Genomic DNA, 18,889 nt, shown 5'->3' with positions numbered 1-18,889 from the left:
TTTCCCCCAGATCGTTATGCTGACGCATTGAGCGATCTATCTTCGTCGTCGGACCGCCGGCCATCTACATGACAGCCGGCGTGCCGGTTCGGCCATTTCGGGAGGGAACCATGCGTTCAGAACAGGAAACGTCGCTGCATGAATCGTTGCGGGACAATGTCCGGCTGCTGGGGGACAGCCTGGGCCGGACCATTGCCAAGGATCTGGGCGACGAGTTCGTGGATCGGATCGAACGGATTCGTGCCCTGGCCAAGAAGGGGCGGCAGAGCGCCGAGGAGGCGGACCGCCGCGAGCTGATAGACTACCTCCGGGGGCTGCCCGAGGGCGAATTGTTGCCGGTCACCCGCGCCTTCAACCAGTTTCTCAATTTCTCCAACATCGCCGAGCAGCACTACCGGGCACGCTTTCGACGTGTCGAGGATTACAAGCCCGGGACCCAGCCCGATCTGGGCGAACTGCTGCAACGTGCGACGTCAGCCGGCCAGTCCCCCCGTCAACTGGTGGACGCGATTGCCGGCATGCGCATCGATCTGGTGCTGACCGCGCATCCCACCGAAGTCATTCGACGCACGCTGATCCAGAAATACGACGCCATCGACCACTGCCTGCAGATCATCGAGGACAGTGGCGACCAGCCGGAAGTGCTCCAGCGTGCGCAGGGGCGGCTCGAGGAGCTGATCGCCCAGTCCTGGCATACCGACGAGATCCGGCATGAACGCCCCACCCCCGTCGACGAGGCGAAATGGGGGTTCGCGGTCATCGAGAATTCACTGTGGAAGGCGGTGCCGACCTTCCATCGCGATCTGGATGCGCTGCTGATGGAAAGGGCTGGCGAACGATTGCCGCTGGAGGCGTCGCCCATCCGTTTCGCTTCCTGGATGGGGGGCGATCGCGACGGCAATCCCAACGTCACCGCCAGCGTGACCGAGGAGGTGCTGCTGCTGGGGCGCTGGATGGCGGCCGATCTCTATCTTCGCGATCTCGAGCAGCTCAAGGCCGAGCTGTCGATGTGGAAGGCAAACGATGCGCTCCATGCCGAGGTCGGCGACGATCCGGAGCCTTATCGGGCACTGCTGAAGCGGTTGTCGACCCGGCTGGAGGCGACACGGGCATGGGCGCGAGCGCGGCTCGATGGGGAGATCCCCGCCGATGCGGCGATCATCGAAACGCGGGATCAGCTGTTCGCGCCACTGCTGGCCTGCCACCGCTCGCTGTGTGACGTGGGTCTGGAGACCATCGCCAACGGCGTGCTGCTGGATACCTTGCGACGGGTGGCGGTATTCGGCGTCAACCTGGCCAAGCTCGACGTACGCCAGGATGGCGCCCGCCATGCTCAGGTATTCGAGGAACTGACCCAATATCTCGACCTTGGTAATTATCGGGAGTGGGACGAGGAGCGCCGTCAGGCGTTCCTGCTCGAGGAGTTGACCTCGCCGCGGCCGCTGATCCCGCCGCGCTGGGCTTGCTCTGCCGAGACGCGGGAAGTGCTCGATACCTTTGCGGTCATCGGACGCGAGCATCGCCAGGCGCTTGGGACCTACATCATCTCGATGGCGCAGCAACCCTCCGACGTGCTGGCGGTGGCGCTGCTGATGAAGGAAGCCGGCAATGGCGTGCGCCTGCCCATCGCCCCGCTGTTCGAGACCTTGGACGATCTGGACCGGGCCGGTGACGTGATCGAACGTCTGCTGGCACTGCCGGGATATCGAGAGGTCGCCGGCGATTATCAGGAAGTGATGATCGGCTACTCGGATTCGGCCAAGGATGCCGGTCAGTTGGCGGCGGCCTGGGCCCAGTATCGGGCCCAGGAGCGGCTGGTCGAGGTGTGTCGCGACGGCGGCGTCGCGTTGACGCTGTTCCACGGCCGCGGTGGCACTGTCGGGCGTGGCGGCGGCCCCGCCCACGCCGCGATCCTGTCGCAGCCGCCAGGGTCGGTGAACGGCAGCCTGCGGGTGACCGAGCAGGGCGAAATGATCCGTTTCAAGTTCGGTCAGCCCGATATTGCGCTGCGGTCGATGGAAATCTACGTCTGCGCGGTGCTGGAGGCGACGCTGTTGCCGCCGCCCGCGCCTCGGCCAGTGTGGCGCGAGGAGATGGATCGTCTGGCCGCCATCGCCCACGGTGCCTACGTGGGTGTCGTGCGCGAAGACCCGGATTTCGTGCCCTATTTCCGCGCGGTGACGCCGGAGGGCGCGCTGGGCCGTCTGCCGCTGGGGTCGCGCCCTGCCAAGCGGCGCCAGGAAGGCGGTATCGAAACGCTGCGGGCGATCCCGTGGATCTTCGCCTGGACCCAGACCCGACTGATGCTCCCGGCCTGGCTCGGCAGCGGCGAGGCGTTCGCGAAGCGGCTCGAGGAGCAGGGCGGGCTCGACCGGCTGCGCGAGATGCGCGAGCAGTGGCCGTTCTTCGGCACCTATCTGGACATGCTCGAGATGCTGCTGGCCAAGTCGGATCCGCTCATTGCCGCCTACTACGAGAAGCGTCTGGTCGATGACCCCGCCTTGACCCGGTTGGGCGAATCGCTGCGTCAGCGACTGGTCGATCTCGAGGCCGTTCTGCTGCGGATACTCGATCAGGGCGAGTTGCTCGAGAATACCCCGCTGATTCGTCAGGCGATCGAGGTGCGCAACCCTTATATCGACCCGCTCCATGGTCTCCAGGCCGAGCTGCTACAGCGCAACCGGGATGCTCAGGGCGAGATTACCCCGGAGCTTTCCCGGGCGCTGATGGTGACCATGGCGGGTATCGCGGCCGGCTTGCGTAACACGGGCTAGAGGCCTGAAAGGCGGCGAATCCTGCTATAACGGTAGTGACCGGCCCACATGGAGATGCGGCCGATCATCGATCTGTTTCCCGGGAGTGCGGCATGGAGTTCAAGGATTACTATGCGGTATTGGGCGTGGAGCGGGATGCCGCCCAGGACGAGATCAAGCGCGCATATCGCAGACTGGCGCGAAAGTATCACCCCGACGTCAGTCAGGAAGCCGATGCCGACGCCCGCTTCAAGGAGCTCGGCGAAGCTTACGAGGTGCTGAAGGATCCCGAGAAACGTCTCGCCTACGATCGGGTCGGCCAGGGCCAGCGGGCCGGCGAGGACTTCAGCCCGCCACCGGACTGGGATGCCGGGTTCGAGTTTCGGGGGGGCGGTTATACCCACGAGGGCTATTCGCAGGAGCAGCATGCCGCCTTCAGTGATTTCTTCGAATCGCTGTTCGGTCAACGTCGAGGGCCGGGCCCGGGTTTCGCAGGCTCGAGTGGCGACCCCGGCGGCAGGCGGTATCGTGCTCGCGGAGAGGATCATCATGCCAAGGTGTCGATCGCGCTCGAGGATGCCTATCGTGGTGCCGTGCGCACTCTCACCCTGCAGAGTGGCGAGCTCGACGAGCAGGGACGAGTCCGACCGCGTCAGCGGACCTTGAAAGTCCGGATTCCGAAGGGCGTGAAACAGGGCCAGCGAATTCGTCTGGCCGGCCAGGGGGAGCCTGGCATGGGCGGCGGCCCTGCGGGCGATCTCTATCTGGAGATCGAGTTCGAGTCGCACCGGCGCTACCAGGTCGAGGGGCGCGACGTCACCCTGGTCCTGCCCGTGGCGCCCTGGGAAGCGGCGCTGGGCGCGACGATCGCGGTGCCGCTACCCGAGGGCTCGGTGGAGCTGAAAGTCCCGGTGGACTCCCAGGATGGGCGGCGCCTGCGGCTCAAGGGCCGGGGTATTCCCGGCGAGCCACCGGGCGACTGCTACGTGGCCTTGAAGATCGTGCTGCCGCCCGCGACGGGTGACGAGGTCAAGGCGGCCTATCGGCACTTGGAAGCGGTGGCGAACTTCAATCCCAGGGCGACGGCGGAGGACACACCTTGACCATCCACGATCTCACCCGGGTCCCGGCCGACAATCTCGACGAGACGCCGGTCCTGACGCTGGGCGACCTGTGTCGAACCTGCACGGTACATGCCGAGTGGGTCATCGAACTGGTCGACGAGGGCGTCATCGTTCCCCACGGTCGCCAACGCGAACAGTGGCGGTTCTATGGTGCGACCCTGCATCGCGTCAGGGTCGTCCAGCGCCTGCAGCGCGATCTGGGCGTCAACCTGGCCGGCGCGGCACTGGCGCTGGAACTGATGGACGAGGTCGCGCGATTGCGTCGGCTAGCCGGCGAGTGATCCCGCGAACCGAAGCCGCGACGGCACTTCGCGACACTCGTCGGGATGAATCCGCTGAGTGTCGTTCGCCGTCCGAGTCCTGGTGTCAGTAAGTTTACGACTTTGGTTGTGTCGCTGCTGGACGACTCTCATCATCACAATGAGCGTGCTACGCTTGTCGTCACTTCCGGCTGTCCTGCGATTCCCCAATGCGTATCACCACCACCGAGACGCGGACGCTATCGATCGATATCGACCCGCCCATTCTCGAGGCCGCCCGTTGCTTAATCGATTCATCCCGACGCCGAATTCTTGGTCTCGTGGGAGCGCCTGGCTCGGGTAAGAGCACGCTCTCCGAGGCGCTTTTCGCGGCGCTTGGCGAGCAGGCCCAGATCGTCCCCATGGACGGGTTCCATCTCTCCAATCGACAGCTGGCGGCACTGGACCGGGCCGGGCGGAAGGGTGCCCCGGACACGTTCGACGCGTTCGGCTATCGCGACCTGCTCAGGCGCCTTCGCGCCAGCTATGGCGAGGAGACGGTCTACGTGCCGGGCTTCTACCGGGAGATCGAGGAGCCGATCGCTGCCAGTATCGCGGTGGCGCCACCCACCTCGCTGATCATTACCGAGGGCAATTATCTGCTACTCGGGGAAGAACCTTGGCCGCAGGTGCGGGAGATGCTGGACGAGGTGTGGTTCCTCGATGTCGACCGTGACCTGCGCGAGTCCCGGCTGGTCGCCCGCCACCGCCAGTTCGGGCGCACCGAACGGCAGGCGCTGGAGTGGGTTCGCACGACCGATGCGCCCAACGCCGCGCGCATCGAGGCCGTGGCCGGCAACGCCGACCGCCAGCTGTGGTGGAGCGGCAGCCGGATTCGATTCAAGGACACGTAGCAATACCCGTCGTCACCATTCGAGCCGGGCGACTCAACCTTCAGGACGCCCGATTTCAAGGAGAGAAGCATGAATGCAATCGCTGCCGCCGGTCGCGGCCCGAAGCGCAAGGGGCTGGTCGTGATGGTGTCGGTCGTGGCCGCACTTGGTGGCCTGTTGTTCGGCTATGACACCGGCATTATCGGCGTGGCGCTGCTCGGGTTGTCCAAGCAGTTCGCGCTGGACGACACGCTCAAGCAGCTCGTCACCGGTGCGATCATCCTCGGTGCCATCGTCGGCTGCGTGGGTACCGGACGGCTCTCCGATCGGCTGGGGCGCCGCTGGACGATCGTGCTGGTCGGCGCGGTGTTCATCGCCGGCTCGATCCTCTCGGCGGCCTCGACCAGTGTCGCCATGCTGGTCGCGGCGCGATTCATTCTCGGGCTCTCCGCCGGCAGCGCGACGCAGATCATTCCGGTCTATATCGCCGAGGTCACGCCGCCGGAGCACCGCGGCAAGCTGGTGGTCATGTTCCAGTTCATGGTGGTGTTCGGCATTCTCGTCGCCTACCTGGTGGGCTACGGTCTGGGCGAGCAGTGGCGCTGGATGTTCGGCCTGGGCACCGTCCCGGCGGTGATTCTGATGCTGGGCATGCTGGTGCTGCCGGAAAGCCCGCGCTGGTTGGTGAGCAAGGGGCGTGAATCCGAGGCGCTGGGTATCCTCGAGCGGGTGCGTGCCAGCCGGGAGGGGGCGCAGTCGGAGATGGCCGAGATCAAGGAGGTATCGGCGCGCCCCGAGGGCTCCTGGCGCGATCTGTTCCAGCCGTGGATCCGTCCGGCGTTGGTGGCCGGCGTGGGGATCGCGATGTTCTCCCAGATCACCGGCAACAACGCCCTGATCTACTACGCGCCAACCATCCTCAGTCAGGCCGGTTTCGGCGATAGCGCCTCGGTGCTGGCGGCGATCGGCGGCGCAGTGCTGATCAATCTGGCGACCATCCTGGGCATTTTCCTGGTCGATCGGATCGGGCGGAAACGCTTCCTGCTGTGGATGGTCCCCGGGTCGGCGATTGCGCTGGTGATAATGGGGATACTGTTCGTGGGCGGTGCGCCCGAGGATGCCTTCAGTCAGTACGCTCTGGTGGCCTGCCTGGCAATCTACATGGCGCTAAACTGCAGTTTCGGCGTCTGCCTGTGGTTGATCAACGCCGAGGTCTATCCGCTGTTCGTCCGCGGCAAGGGGGCCAGCATGGGCGCGTTGAGCCACTGGGTCTTCAACCTGCTGGTGACACTGACGACGCTGTCGCTGATCAGTGCGCTCGGCACTTCCGGCACCTTCTGGCTCTATGCCGTGATCACCACGATCGCGCTTGTCTTCATCGTCCGCTATGTACCCGAGACGATGGGCCGTTCGCTGGAGGAGATCGAGAGCGATCTCAAGGCGGGTGTCTTCTTTCCGGCGGACAAGCCCAGGGGCGATTCGAAGCGGTCATCGGTCGAGGCGACGAGTGCCGCCGAGTGACAGCGCCATGCCACTCTCGGATGGACAACGGGGCCGGTCGCGATGACCGGCCCCGTTGTTTACGCCACCCCGGTCTAAGCAGATGCCGCGCGCCAGAGCGCCTGGAGTTCGGGGGCATCGAGGCGATGGCGAAGGCTCGCCTCGACCAGCGGCCCGAGGATCGCGTCGTGCTCCGTGGGGCGATTGGCGAGCACATCCTGGAGCATCGATGAGTGATTGGAGGCCGTGGCTTGAATCACGCCGTCGATCAGGGCCTGCCAACCCTGCGGCGGTGGCGCGACGCCCTCGGCATGCATGATGCGTTCGATCTCGGCCACCAGCGCCGTGACGCGTGGTCGAAACGCCGGTCGGGCCAGGGCGCCGTTGGGGACGCGATGACACGCGGTCAGCGGGTTGATCACTGCGTTGACCGCGAGCTTGTGCCACAAATGCCGACGAATGTCCCGGCAGGGCGTCGCGGCAATGCCCGCCTGGTCAAGCCGGCGGGCGACGCTGGTCGCCAGCGCGAAGTGGTGGTCGGCGAGGTCGCCGATCCAGGTTGTCCCCGTGGCGGCATGTACCACGTCCGGGGATTGAGGGCCGGGAGGCGGGCGATAGGCGGCTTCGGTGGTGGAAGCGCAGAGCACCGGCCCAGCCCAGCGCTCGCTGATAGCGGGCTGCGTCCGAAATCCGTTCTGCACCAGTAGCAGCGGGGTGGCCGGAGCGAGCCGCGGTGCCAGGGCATCCAGCGCGGCCATCGCATCGTGGGACTTGGTCGCCAGCACCACCAGCGTCGGGACCGCGGTGCTGGTGCGATCGGCCGCCCAAGCTGCCGGTCGCTGGCGTGGCACCGCGATCCTTAACGTTTCGCCGTCGGGTCTGCGCAGATGGATAGGAGACTCGGCCGCCTGCCTGCCAAGCAGGACGATGGGGAACCGTCGGGCCAGTGACGCCGCGAAAAGCTGGCCCAGGGCGCCGGCACCGACGATCAGCCAGCTCCCGTCGTCAGTCGGTGGCACCGCGCGGGTTGCTCGTGATCGCGATCTCATGCGTCGGGCTTCCGGGCACGCCGAGCCCGGGTCGGCTTGCCTTTGGGAGTGGTGTTGGATGAGCCGGATGTCGACCGACTGCTGCTCGATGAGTTATGGCCCCGCGAGCGGCGCGCTCCGGCTTTACGCCCGCTGGTAGCCCGCCTGCCACGCTTGGGTGGTGGTGTAACCGGCGCCGTGCTCTGGGCCGAGGCCGCGAGCGCCTGATTGAGGCGCCCGGCGTCCGCCTGGGCCAGCAGGGCGTGGAGGTCCTCGATCAGCGCGGTCAGGAATGGTGCCGGCGCGTCCTGGTTCTCGGCGATCGCCGAGAGCCGTTGCTCCCACAGGGCGGTGCGCTCGGGGCGCGTCGCGGCCGGCGGCAGCGAGTCGATCAGTGCATGGCCGGTGCGCGTGGCCCTGATCGCTTTTCCATCGCGAACCAGATAGCCCCGCGTCAGCAGTGTTTCGATGATGCCAGCACGGGTCGCCTCGGTGCCGAGGCCATCGGACTCGCGCAGCGTGCGCTTGACGGCGGGATCCTCGACGTAGCGCGCGATGTTCATCATCGCCTTGATCAGGCTGGCATCGGTGAAGGGTTCCGGTGGCCGGGTCTCGCGAGCCTCGCAGCTGGCGTCGGTCACGCTGGCCGTTTCGCCTCTGGTCAGCGGCGGCAGGGCTGGCACGTCGTCGCGCGTCGTGAACAGCGGCTTCCAGCCCGGCTCCAGAACCTCCCGCCCCTGGGCCTGGAAGCGCTCGCCGATGAGCTCGAAGACGGCCCGGGTCTCGTAGGTCTCGAGTGCCGGGTAGAACTGGGCCAGCACGTTACGGGCGATCAACCGGAACAGGTTGGCCTCGTCGCGGCTCAGCCTGTTCAGGTCGGCCGGACGGCCCGTTGGTGCCAGCGCGTGGTGGGCCCCGACCTTGGTGTCGTCCCATGCCTTGGAACGCAGGCCGAAGTCCGCCCGCCCGACCCACTCCTGCAACTGGCCATCGAGGCGACAGGCATCGGTCAGGGTCCTGGCTGCCTCCCGGTGATGCGCGGCGGGCAGGTAACGGCAGTCGGAGCGGGGGTAGGTGATCAACTGGTGACGCTCGTAGAGCGTCTGGCAGACGTCGAGGACCCGCTTCGCCGACAGGCCGTGGCGGCGCGCCGCATCGATCTGCAGCGACGACAGCGAATAGGGCAGCGGGGCGGCCTGGCGCTTGCGCTTCTGGTCGAGTTCGACGAGATGGCCCTGGGCACCGACGAGACGCTGCGCCAGCGCCTCGGCCGGGCGCGGATCGAGCAGGCGGCCCTGTTCATCAAAACATGTGCCGTCCAACAGATGGCGTTCGCCGGGTTGCCACCAGGCTCTCAACGCGCCTCTCGCGACCTTCAGGTCGGCCCACAGCAGATAGAATGGCTTGGGCTCGAAGGCGGCGATATCGCGATCTCGGCGTACCACCAGTCCCAGCACGGGCGTCTGGACCCGACCCACCGACAGCAATCCGTCGAACCCGGCTTGGCGCCCGATCAGCGTCCAGGCCCGGGTCAGGTTGATGCCGTAGAGCCAGTCGGCGCGGGAGCGGGCCTCGGCGGCGGCGTAGAGCGGCTGATAGCGCTGGTTGTCCTCGAGGCTGGCGAGCGCCCTGGCCACCGCGGGTCGGTTGAGATCCTGCACCAGTAGACGCTGTGTCGGCCGGTTCCAGTTCAGGTGATTGAGGACTTCCTGAACCAGCAGTTGCCCCTCGCGGTCGGGGTCGCCGGCATGCACCACGCTGTCGGCCCCTTTGACCAGCTTGCGCAGGACGGCCAACTGCGCCCTTGCCTGGCTGCGGGGTACCAGCTGCCAGCGCTCGGGAACGATCGGCAGGTCGTCCAGCCGCCACTGCTTGTACCTGGGGTCGTAGCGCTCGGGGGCGGCCTGCTCCAGCAGATGGCCGAGACACCAGCTCACCACGGTATCGCCGGCCTCGAGATAGCCCTCGCGGCGTGTCGCCTTGACCGGCAGGGCATCCGCGATGGCGCGGGCGAGACTCGGTTTTTCGGCGATGATCAAACGCATGGCGCGCTCCGGTGATACTTGGGGTCAAGGCTCGATTCTGCCGTGACATGGCGTTGCGGGAAACGCCCCGGCTCGGACGGGAGCGGGCGGTGGCGACTCACTTCTCGAGGTGGCGGCGCGCGCGCACCAGGGCGCGGTACCAGTGACGGTGGGGCGTTCCCACCGCCGGCGGGGCCATGCTCAGATAGCTGACATTGGGCGTCTCGCCACGCTCCAGGTTGACGTTGGTCAGCATCTGCAGCGTGCTCTCCCGGGCACCGTATTGGCGCTGCAGGAACGCCATCGCCTCCGGTTCCAGAGCGACCCGGTAATGCTTGACCAGGGCCAGCGCCAGCGACTCCGCCGTGCGCGACAGGTCGGTCTCGATCTCGCGAACCATGGCCGATCCCATCGCCGCTTTCGCCGCCACCGAGAGATTGGGCTCGAGCTGGCCGAAGTCCGCCGCGTTGGTGCTGTTGATGGCACGCTGCACGGCCGGACGCGACAGATGCACGTGAGGCTCCAGAGCGAGGAATATCTCGACCGCGACGCGTTTGGCACTTTCGACGCCCACGCTGAGCTGAGTGTCTCGCTCGGCTTGTCGCAGCCTCTCCCTCAGGGTGCCGATGTTCGCCTTCTCGAGATAGCGCCCGAGCTGTTTGCAGACGACGGCCTTGGCTTCGTCGTCGAGGGCGATCTTGCTCTCGCGGATGCGCAGGCCTCGACGACCCGGGCCGAGTCGCAGACGGGTCGAGTTGTCGGAGAGGTCGGCGCTGACCGCGTCCCAGCGCTGGGCCATTCGCAGCCGATGTGCGTGGCTGCGGCCGACCTCGTTGTAGGCACTGGAGACGCTCTTGTAGAGCTTGATCGCGTTGGTCAGCACTTCCGCCTGACGACGCAGGGTCTGGCGGTCGTCGCTGCGCCCGGTGTGAATGGCGTGGGCCAGCGACTGGATCCTCTCGCTCAGATCGTCGATGGCGGCCACGCTATGGGTCAGCAGTGCGTCGGCGCGCTGTCCGGCGACGCTCTCGGCGAGCGGGGTCACCGAGTGCTCGATGAGATAGGTGTTCAGGGCCTTCAGGCGGGAGAGGCCGGTGGCCTGGGCGATACGGTGCCGGGCCCGCGCCTCCTCGAGGCCGTCGAACGCCCGCGCCAGCTTCCAGCGGCCCCGGTATTCGAACGAAAGCACCGGTATCTGGCGACCGCTGATCAGTTCGAATGCCAGGATCACCATCTCCTCGACGTCCTGCAGTGTCATCAGCAGGTCATTGTCGCTCTCGATCGCGGCCATGACGCGCTCGATGAAGTGCTCGTCCCGGGGAACACCGTAGCGTGGGTCCGGCGCATGGCCTCCGAAGCGCTCTCTCAGCAGCGTGATCGCGGCCGGCGCCAGGTCGTAGAGCTCGGTGAAGCGGGGTTCGATCGCGTCGCGATAGGTGGCGACCAGGTCACTGACGCGGGCATGAAGCCCGACCCGACGGTAGACGTCGATCTGGCCGATCAGGCGCGCGCTTTCGCGATCGTCCAGCAGCTCGAGCGCCGCCAGTTCGACACCCTCGGGCGAAAGATCCTGCTTGCGCAGCAGCATGGCGGCGGCCTCGCGGCGCCGCGCATCGCCTTCCAGGCTTTCGACAATCAGGTTGCGTGTGGCCAGCAGCAATTCCGGCAGCGTCTTGATGACGCGCTCGATGCGGTTCGAGGTCCGCTCCAGCCGTCGTCCGCCGGTGAGATGATGCAGCAGGTTGGCGATGATCCCCGCCGCACCGGTAATGACCGTGAACGAGATGAAGAAGATGTAGTTTTCCAGCGTCGGCGCCTTGCCGTACCCCAGCAGGTAGCCCCCCCAGGCACCCAGCAGTGTTACCGGCCCCGCGGTCCACAGGATCTGGAGCAGACTGACGGTCCACGGCACTTTTTCCACCGCCGCGGTGATCCGCCGGATTTCATTGCGGCCTTCACGTTCCAGTCGAACCTGAGGCGCATCGCTGTCCGTCGGCTGCGAAGGACGACGAAACGGAGTCGGCAAGAGCACGGGCGCTCCTCTTTGGCGGCGACGACGGGGTTTGGCGGCGGCTAAATTATCACCCCGTGGCGGCACTCGCCAGCGCTCTTGCCCGGCATGCTAGGATGGAACCAGAAAACGGAGGAATGCCATGCTGACAGCTTGGGTCGAACAACTGCTGGGCTTTGCCAGCGGTGCCCTCGAGGCGATTCGCGCCAATGAACACTACCCGACGATGATGGCATGGGCCCGCAGTGAGGGGGTCGAACACTGCGGCGGCAGCCTCGACCTGGCTCAGGCGCTTGCCCCCTTGATCTGGAACCAGACGCCGCTCAAGCGGCGTGACTTCGATACCGAGCCGCTGGCCGAGCCCAAGCGCGACGAGCCATGCTGGTGCGATTCGGGACGGCTCTACCGCGACTGTTGCGCCCGCGTCGAGATGCCCAGCGTGATACCAGGGCATCTCATGTGGATGCTGTCGCTACGCGAGTGGCGGGGAGAGACATTGAAGGCGGCCCTGGACAGCCGCAAGGCGCCGGCCCAGGCCCTGCTGGAGGCGGGCATCGTGTCGGCCGAGAGCGGCAACAACGGCCGGGCACAGCAGATCCTGGAGTCACTGTTCGCTGGCAATCGGGACTGGGAGGCGCTGAAAGAGCAGATCGAGCCGGCGTTCGAGATACTGGTCGATCTCTACCAGGAGCGTGGCTTTCACCGCAAGCGGGGCGCCCTGCTGGAGCGGGTGATGGCGGCGGGACCTGACTTTCTGCGCGGCGCGGCGTTGGAGCGGCTCTGCCTGATGCACCTGGACAGTGGGGATCTCGCCAGCGCCCGGGAGGCGTTCCAGAGCGCGCAGCGGACCCTGCCGGACTCGCCCTCCCTGGCCTATATCGAAGCCATGGTGCTGCTGCACGAGGGTAATGTCGGCAAGGCGCGGCAGCGGGCGGCCTTCTGGTGGCGGCGGCTGTCGCGCCAGCATCACCTGGACCCGGATCAGCTCGAATTCATTGCCGAGCTGGCCGACGATCCCCAGGCAGCGCTGGCGGAGCAGGTGATTCACTCCGAGGAGGCGCTGTCCGGCCCACTGACGGCGCTGCAGGCGTTGCTGCACACCCAGCAGCGGCCGCCACGCCTCGCGTTGAGCCACGCCGATGACGGCGCGCTGCTGTACGAGCCCAGCGCCCGAGAGGAGTCGCTCTACCGGGGCTGGGCCGAGGCCTGCGAAGTCGAGATCGACGAAGATGCAGCACTCGGGTTTCTGGGCGATCCCTGGATGACCGCACCGCAGTGGCTGCAGGCGCTGTGTTCGAATCCGGAATGGCTCGACGCGCCTCGCGTGATGCAGGCGCTGACGCTGGCACTGGCCAGTCGCTTCGGGAGTTTGCCGTGGATGGTCGACACCTTCTTCACGCCGCTGGCCGAGCGCTACGGTTTCTGGCTGAGCCAGCTCGAGGACGCCGGTGGGACCTTCTCCTGGCACGACGCGGACAATGCCACGCTGCTGCGGACCGGCCTCGCGCTGGTCATCGGCATGGAGCGAGGCGCCGGCCAGGAGGCGCGTCGACTCGCCCAGCGCCTGCTGGCGTTGGACGAGGAGGACAGCCTCGGTCTGCGCGAGCTGGTGATCGATCAACTGCTCCGCGAGGGGCGTGACGAGCAGGCGCTGGCGGTGAGCGAGCAGGGGCCGGAAGGCGCCGAGATGCTGGGGGTGCAGATGGGCAGGGTGCTGGCGCTCTATCGCCTGACCCGGCATGACGATGCGCTTGCCGTGCTGCGGGACGTGTACGCTTCCAACCCCTATATCCTCACCATCCTTTGCGAGGACAGGCCCCGCCCGGCGCGACTCGGCGAGGACATGCCGGAGCCGGGGACGAGGGCGGAGGCTTGGCAGTATCGCCAACTGATGCGCGACCAGTGGGTGGCATCCGACGGCGCGCTGGAGTGGCTCTCCCGGCAACGAACCTCCCTCGGCTGAAGGCTTTCGGCGGGCAGTTCAGCGGCCCGTCTCCTCGCCTTGGCGCCCGTCGGCACGCACCGGCGGGCGTGCCTCTCCCTTCTGAAACGTCGGGGCCGGGTGCCCAGCCGTCTTGCTGCCGGTCTCGATCTCTTCACCATCGAGCGTCGGCAGGCGGCGACTGAGCCACCAGGCGAGCGCCACGGCCGGCAGGCCCAGCAGGCAGACGATGCCGAAGAAACTGGCGTAGCCGAGATCGGCCACCACCAGGCCGGAGAAACCGCCGATGAACTTGCCGGGTAGGGTCATCAACGACGAGAACAGCGCATACTGGGTCGCGGTATAGGTACGCGAGGTCAGGCTCGACAGGAAGGCGATGAAGACCGTGCTGGCGAGTCCATTGGCCAGGTTGTCGCCGGTGATGGCGACGACCAGCAGTGGCAGGCTGTTGCCGCCGGTGGCGAGCAAGGCGAACAGCAGATTGGTCAGCGCCACCGCGAGCGCACCCAAGATCAGCATTCGGCCAAGTCCGTAGCGGACCACCAGCAAGCCGCCCAGTACCCCGCCGCCGATGGTCATCAGCACGCCGAAGACCTTGGTGACACTGGCGATATCGCTCTTGGTGAAGCCCAGGCTCAGGTAGAGCGGATTGGCCATCGCCGCCATCGAGATATCGCTGATCCGGTAGATGCCGATGAAGAGCAACAACCACAGCGCCAGCCGGCCGTAGCGTTGGAAGAAGTCACTGATCGGGCAGACCACCGCGGCGATCAGCCAGGCGCCGGCTTGACGTTGCCAGGCGGGCCGCTGTCGGCGCTGGCGCAGGAAGCGCTTGACCCGGGGATGAAACAGCACCACCGAGAGGCTCTGCGGACGAGGCGGCTCCGGCCGAACCAGCACGGTTATCATGCCCACCGCCACCAGCGCGGCCATGCTCAAGTAGGCGACCGCCCAGGAGGCGGCGTCGGCGATATAGAGCGCACCCGCGCCAGCCATCACGATACCGATGCGATAGCCGATGATGTAGGTCGATGCCATGGCCGCCTGGATGGCCGCTTCGCCGGACTCGATACGATAGGCATCGATGACGATGTCCTGGGTCGCGGCGCCGAAGGCGGTGACCAGGGCGAATACCGCCACCAGCGGCAGGTGGTTAGCGGGGTCCAACCCGGAGAGGCCGAGCAGGCCACCGCCGATCAGGCACTGGCCCAGCAGCATCCAGCTGCGGCGCTGGCCCAGCCAGCGCCCGATCAGCGGCAGCCTGACGCGGTCGACGATCGGCGCCCAGAACAGCTTGATCGAATAGAGCAGTCCTACCCAACTGAAGAAACCGATGGCGGCCACTTCGACGCCGCTATCCTCGAGCCAGGCGGTAAGCGTCGAGAACACCAGCAGGTAGGGTAGGCCGGCGGAAAACCCCAGGAACAGCAAGGTCATGACCGGGGCCCGCAGATAGACGCGCAAGGATGTCAGCCAGTCACGTGGCTCGCGTTGCATGCAACCTCCCAAAAACCGGGTCGACTCGCCGCGGGCGGACGAGTCGGATCGAAAATGGTACGCTAGATGGCCTGTCGCGTCTGGTCCGAATGGCGCGCTGGCGATGCCGCGATAGCAGGTGATATTGCCCCGGCAGCGGGCCAGACGACAGGGATTGTCTCTTTAGTGGCTGTGATCAGGAAGGATAGTTCGATGACCGGTGAGCCGACGCAGGACGGCGAGTCGCTACCCCGCTGGTACGTGATCCAATGCAAGGGCGGCGAGTCGTTTCGTGCCAGTGAACATCTCGACAACCAGGGCTACGAGGTGTTCCACCCGGTGCTCGAGGTCCAGAAGCGCCGCCGTGGCAAGCTCGCCTGGGTGTCCGAGCCGCTGTTCCCGCACTACCTTTTCATTCGTCTCGATCGAATGGCCAGTAACTGGCGGCCGATCCGCTCCACCCGCGGTGTGCTGCGGCTGGTCAGTTTCGGTAACGAGCCGGTATTCGTCCAGGATGCACTGGTCGAGACGCTCCGTGATCGCATCAGCGCCGACAGCCGTCGTGATCGTGCCAATGTCTACTATCGCCAGGGCGATATCGTCGAGATCACCGACGGGCCTTTCCGTGCGCTTCAGGCCGTTTTCGAAGCGCAGAAGGGCGAGGAGCGGGCCATCGTGCTGCTCAACCTGCTGCAGCAGACCCAGCGTCTCGAGGTGCCTGTGGGGGCGTTGCGCAAGCATCCCTCCTGACCGCTGTCCGAGGCATCGATGAGCGCCAGCCGCGCGAGGCACAACAGATCAATGGGCATGTTGGCCGGGCTGCCGCCAGTCGATGGTCAAGCCTGTCTGGGTGAGCGCGCGCGGGCATTTCTCGGGCCGGCGCCAGCCGTCGATCCATCGCCACAACTCTCACCCTCAACCCCGGAGTCATCATGAGTCAGCTCGCCATCGAAACGTCTCACGTTACGACCCTGCACTATGTCCTCGCGGACGAGCGAGGTCGCACCCTGGACGATTCCCGGGCGCGTCAACAACCACTCGAATATCTTCACGGCCACGGCAATCTGTTCCCGGCACTGGAGAGCGCGCTGGCCTCAAGGCGCTCCGGCGAGCGGCTGAGCGTCACGCTGGCGCCTGACGAAACCTATGGCGAGCGCGACGAAGCGCTGGTCGGCGTCAGTGCGCGCTCGGCTTTCCCACAGGACCAAGGGTTGAAGGCCGGCCAGCGGTTCCAGGCTCAGGGGCCGGATGGTCCGCGCACGGTCACGGTAGTCGCGATCGACGATGCTCGGGTCACCGTGGATGCCAACCATCCGCTGGCAGGAGAGACGCTGACCTACGACATCGAGATCCTGGCGGTGCGCGAGGCGACACGGGCCGAGCTGGCCAAGGGCCATCCGCTCCCGCCGGGTACATCACACACCGAGGTCGAGGATCGTAAACGCTAGCGGAATCGGAGGCGGGGTCAGCGATCGACCCACCACCGGCTGAACCAGGCCTGCATCACTTGCTCCGGATAGCTCGTGCGGCCCAGGCTTCCGTTGTAGCGAGCCAGCGCACGGGTCCAGTCACCTTGCTCGCGCTGGAGGTAGTGCGCGAGGATGGTGCAGCCGTAGCGAAGGTTGGTGTCGATATCGTGGAGGTCGTCCTGCGGACGGCCGATCTCGGCTTTCCAGAACGGCATCACCTGCATCAACCCCAGCGCCCCGGCCGACGAAACTGCCGCGGGCTGAAAGCGGCTCTCCACATCGATCAGCGCCAGGACCAGCTCGGGCGGCAGACCGGCACGCCTGGCTTCGGCATGGATGCGTTCGAGCAGTGCCAGCCGCCGAGGCCGGGAGGGGTAAGCCTTGGGCTGTCGTCTGGCCAGTCGCGACTGCATGTCCAGTAGCCATACCTGAGCGTCGAAGACATCCTCGAACCCGTCGGGCGCCGCCATGACCCGCGACAGGGCATCGAGCAGCGCCCGGGAGGGCGGCTCGTCGACTCCGCTTGCGGTCTGCTCCCCGGCATGCGCGCTGGCGGCGACGAGCCAGGTCGTCGTCGCCAGCACGAGAAGAGACCGTGTCACGAGCTGGCGCGTGATCAGGCGAACCTGGCGTCGAGGAAGGGGTGGAGGTCGTCCAGCGCCACCATGGTGACATCGCTGTCGCGACGCCCCTTGTACTCCAGCTCGCCCTTGTCGAGTCCGCGATCGCCGACCACCAGGCGGTGCGGGATGCCCATCAACTCCTGATCGGCGAACTTCACCCCGGGGCGCAGGTCGCGATCATCCAGCAGCACGTCGATGCCGGCAGCGGTCAGTTCCTGATAGAGCCTGTCGGCGGTGTCGCGAACCCGGTCCGACTTGTGGGCGTTCATCGGCACGATCGCCAGCTGGAAGGGCGCGATGGCGTCGGGCCAGATGATGCCGCCGGCGTCGTGATTCTGTTCGATGGCCGCCGCCACCACGCGGGTGATGCCGATGCCGTAGCAGCCCATCCACACGGTCGCCGGTTGACCGCTGTCATCGAGAACGGTGGCGTTCATGGCCCGCGAGTACTTCTGACCGAGCTGGAACACGTGGCCGACCTCGATGCCCCGGGTGATCGACAGCGTGCCCTTGCCATCCGGCGACGGGTCGCCTTCGACCACATTGCGCAGATCGGCGACTGCCGGCAGCGGCAGGTCCCGCTCCCAGTTGATCCCGAACAGGTGGTGATCGTCGACGTTGGCACCTGCACCGAAATCGCTCATCAGGGCGACGCTGTGATCGACGATCAGTCGTAGCGGCAAATCGACCGGCCCCAGCGAGCCGGGACCCGCGCCGATGGCGGCCCGGATCTCCTCCTCGCTGGCCATGGTCAACGGCGCCGCGACGAGCTCGAGATTCTCGGCCTTGATCTCGTTGAGCTGATGATCGCCACGCACCATCAGCGCGATCAGGCCACCATCGGCGGCATGCACGATCAGCGTCTTGACGGTCTTCTCTATCGGAAGATCGAAGCCGTCGACCAGTGCCGCGATCGTGCGGACGCCGGGCGTGGGCACCTGACGCATGGTTTCCTGCGGAGCATCGCGCTCGGCGCCCGCGGGCGGCAGCGCCTCGGCCTTCTCGATATTGGCGGCGTAGTCCGAGCCGGTGGAGAAGACCACGGCATCCTCGCCGGAATCGGCCAGCACGTGGAACTCGTGCGAGCCGGTACCGCCGATGGAACCGTTGTCGGCCAGTACCGGACGGAAATCGAGGCCCAGGCGGGTGAAGATCCGGACATAGGCGTCGTACATGCGCTGATAGGAAGCCTTGAGCCCGGCTTCGTCGGTATCGAACGAGTACGCATCCTTCATGATGAATTCGCGGGAGCGCATGACGCCGAAACGGGGGCGGATCTCGTCGCGAAACTTGGTCTGGATCTGGTAGAAGTTGGTCGGTAACTGCTTGTAGCTGCCGATCTCGCGCCGCACCAGGTCGGTGATCACCTCTTCATGGGTCGGGCCGACACAGTAGTCGCGTTGATGGCGATCCTTGAGGCGCAGCAGCTCGGGGCCATATTCGTCCCAGCGTCCGGACTCCTGCCATAGTTCCGCGGGCTGTACCGCCGGCATCAACACCTCCTGCGCGCCGGCCCGGTCCATCTCCTCGCGAACGATGCGCTCGACCTTGCGCAACGTCCTTACGCCTACTGGCAGCCAGGTGTAGAGCCCCGCCGTCAGGCGCCGGATCATGCCGGCTCGCAACATCAGTTGGTGGCTGACGATCTCCGCGTCCGCCGGTGTTTCCTTGAGGGTCGAGATCTGTAGTTGGCTGGCACGCATGGGGGTGTTCTTTCCTGTATTCATCAGCGTCAAGCGGAACGCGGCATATGCTCGATATGGCGAGATCTGCAGTCAATCATCGGGCGGCCAGTATAGAGAGGGGA

At 66.3% G+C, this 18,889-nt stretch carries 14 protein-coding genes; 8 read left to right on the top strand and 6 right to left on the bottom strand.

Annotation, left to right across the window (positions count from 1 at the left end; all coding sequences use genetic code 11):
* The first annotated feature begins 110 nt into the window (after positions 1-110).
* From ppc to DOM54_RS11775, 5 genes are all read left to right on the top strand, one after another.
* Positions 111-2,774, top strand: a complete 2,664-nt coding sequence (gene ppc, locus DOM54_RS11795; RefSeq protein WP_110716489.1) for a phosphoenolpyruvate carboxylase — start codon at positions 111-113, stop codon at positions 2,772-2,774.
* Positions 2,775-2,866: 92 nt separating this feature from the next.
* Positions 2,867-3,856, top strand: coding sequence for a DnaJ C-terminal domain-containing protein (locus DOM54_RS11790; RefSeq protein WP_110716488.1), 990 nt, complete (start codon positions 2,867-2,869; stop codon positions 3,854-3,856).
* Entirely contained in the window at positions 3,853-4,158 is a 306-nt protein-coding gene (locus tag DOM54_RS11785) for a chaperone modulator CbpM (protein ID WP_110709148.1), read from the top strand. The genes DOM54_RS11790 and DOM54_RS11785 overlap by 4 nt, the downstream gene beginning before the upstream one ends.
* 188 nt (positions 4,159-4,346) lie before the next feature.
* A complete protein-coding gene (locus DOM54_RS11780; RefSeq protein WP_110716487.1) occupies positions 4,347-5,030 on the top strand; it encodes a nucleoside/nucleotide kinase family protein in 684 nt (227 codons plus the stop codon).
* A 69-nt stretch (positions 5,031-5,099) separates the two neighbouring features.
* Positions 5,100-6,530, top strand: a complete 1,431-nt coding sequence (locus DOM54_RS11775; protein WP_110716486.1) for a sugar porter family MFS transporter — start codon at positions 5,100-5,102, stop codon at positions 6,528-6,530.
* 74 nt (positions 6,531-6,604) lie between these two features.
* On the opposite strand, the gene DOM54_RS11770 is transcribed toward DOM54_RS11775, so the two are convergent.
* From DOM54_RS11770 to DOM54_RS11760, 3 genes are all read right to left on the bottom strand, one after another.
* The gene (locus DOM54_RS11770; protein ID WP_240613873.1) at positions 6,605-7,528 is read right to left on the bottom strand and encodes a ketopantoate reductase family protein; all 924 of its coding nucleotides are present in this window, start codon (positions 7,526-7,528) and stop codon (positions 6,605-6,607) included.
* 26 nt (positions 7,529-7,554) lie between these two features.
* Positions 7,555-9,582, bottom strand: a complete 2,028-nt coding sequence (locus tag DOM54_RS11765; protein WP_110716484.1) for a DNA topoisomerase III — start codon at positions 9,580-9,582, stop codon at positions 7,555-7,557.
* Positions 9,583-9,679: 97 nt separating this feature from the next.
* Positions 9,680-11,593 (bottom strand): hypothetical protein, encoded by a 1,914-nt coding sequence (locus tag DOM54_RS11760; RefSeq protein WP_110716483.1) that lies wholly within the window; start codon positions 11,591-11,593, stop codon positions 9,680-9,682.
* 121 nt (positions 11,594-11,714) lie between these two features.
* Here DOM54_RS11760 and DOM54_RS11755 point away from each other — a divergent pair, with 121 nt between their 5' ends.
* Positions 11,715-13,535 (top strand): SEC-C domain-containing protein, encoded by a 1,821-nt coding sequence (locus DOM54_RS11755; RefSeq protein WP_110716482.1) that lies wholly within the window; start codon positions 11,715-11,717, stop codon positions 13,533-13,535.
* Positions 13,536-13,553: 18 nt separating this feature from the next.
* On the opposite strand, the gene DOM54_RS11750 is transcribed toward DOM54_RS11755, so the two are convergent.
* Complete coding sequence (locus DOM54_RS11750; RefSeq protein ID WP_110716481.1) at positions 13,554-15,011, bottom strand: AmpG family muropeptide MFS transporter; 1,458 nt, start codon at positions 15,009-15,011, stop codon at positions 13,554-13,556.
* Positions 15,012-15,203: 192 nt separating this feature from the next.
* On the opposite strand from DOM54_RS11750, the gene rfaH reads away from it, so the two are divergent.
* Together rfaH and DOM54_RS11740 are read left to right on the top strand one after the other, a co-directional pair.
* The gene (gene rfaH, locus DOM54_RS11745) at positions 15,204-15,740 is read left to right on the top strand and encodes a transcription/translation regulatory transformer protein RfaH (RefSeq protein ID WP_110716480.1); all 537 of its coding nucleotides are present in this window, start codon (positions 15,204-15,206) and stop codon (positions 15,738-15,740) included.
* Between the two features lie 182 nt (positions 15,741-15,922).
* A complete protein-coding gene (locus tag DOM54_RS11740; RefSeq protein WP_110716479.1) occupies positions 15,923-16,438 on the top strand; it encodes an FKBP-type peptidyl-prolyl cis-trans isomerase in 516 nt (171 codons plus the stop codon).
* Positions 16,439-16,455: 17 nt separating this feature from the next.
* Here the strand turns inward: DOM54_RS11740 and DOM54_RS11735 are convergent, their stop codons facing one another.
* Both DOM54_RS11735 and DOM54_RS11730 read right to left on the bottom strand, forming a co-directional pair.
* Positions 16,456-17,061 (bottom strand): lytic transglycosylase domain-containing protein, encoded by a 606-nt coding sequence (locus tag DOM54_RS11735; RefSeq protein WP_420852749.1) that lies wholly within the window; start codon positions 17,059-17,061, stop codon positions 16,456-16,458.
* Positions 17,062-17,075: 14 nt separating this feature from the next.
* Positions 17,076-18,785 carry a proline--tRNA ligase gene (locus DOM54_RS11730; RefSeq protein ID WP_110716478.1) on the bottom strand — a complete coding sequence of 570 codons (1,710 nt, stop codon included), beginning with the start codon at positions 18,783-18,785 and terminating at the stop codon, positions 17,076-17,078.
* Positions 18,786-18,889 lie beyond the last annotated feature (104 nt).

It is taken from the genome of Salinicola acroporae, from assembly GCF_003206615.1.
GTDB classification, from domain to species: Bacteria; Pseudomonadota; Gammaproteobacteria; order Pseudomonadales; family Halomonadaceae; genus Salinicola; species Salinicola acroporae.
Note: the sequence above shows the minus strand (reverse complement) of the source record. Positions and strands in the feature narration are given on the sequence as shown.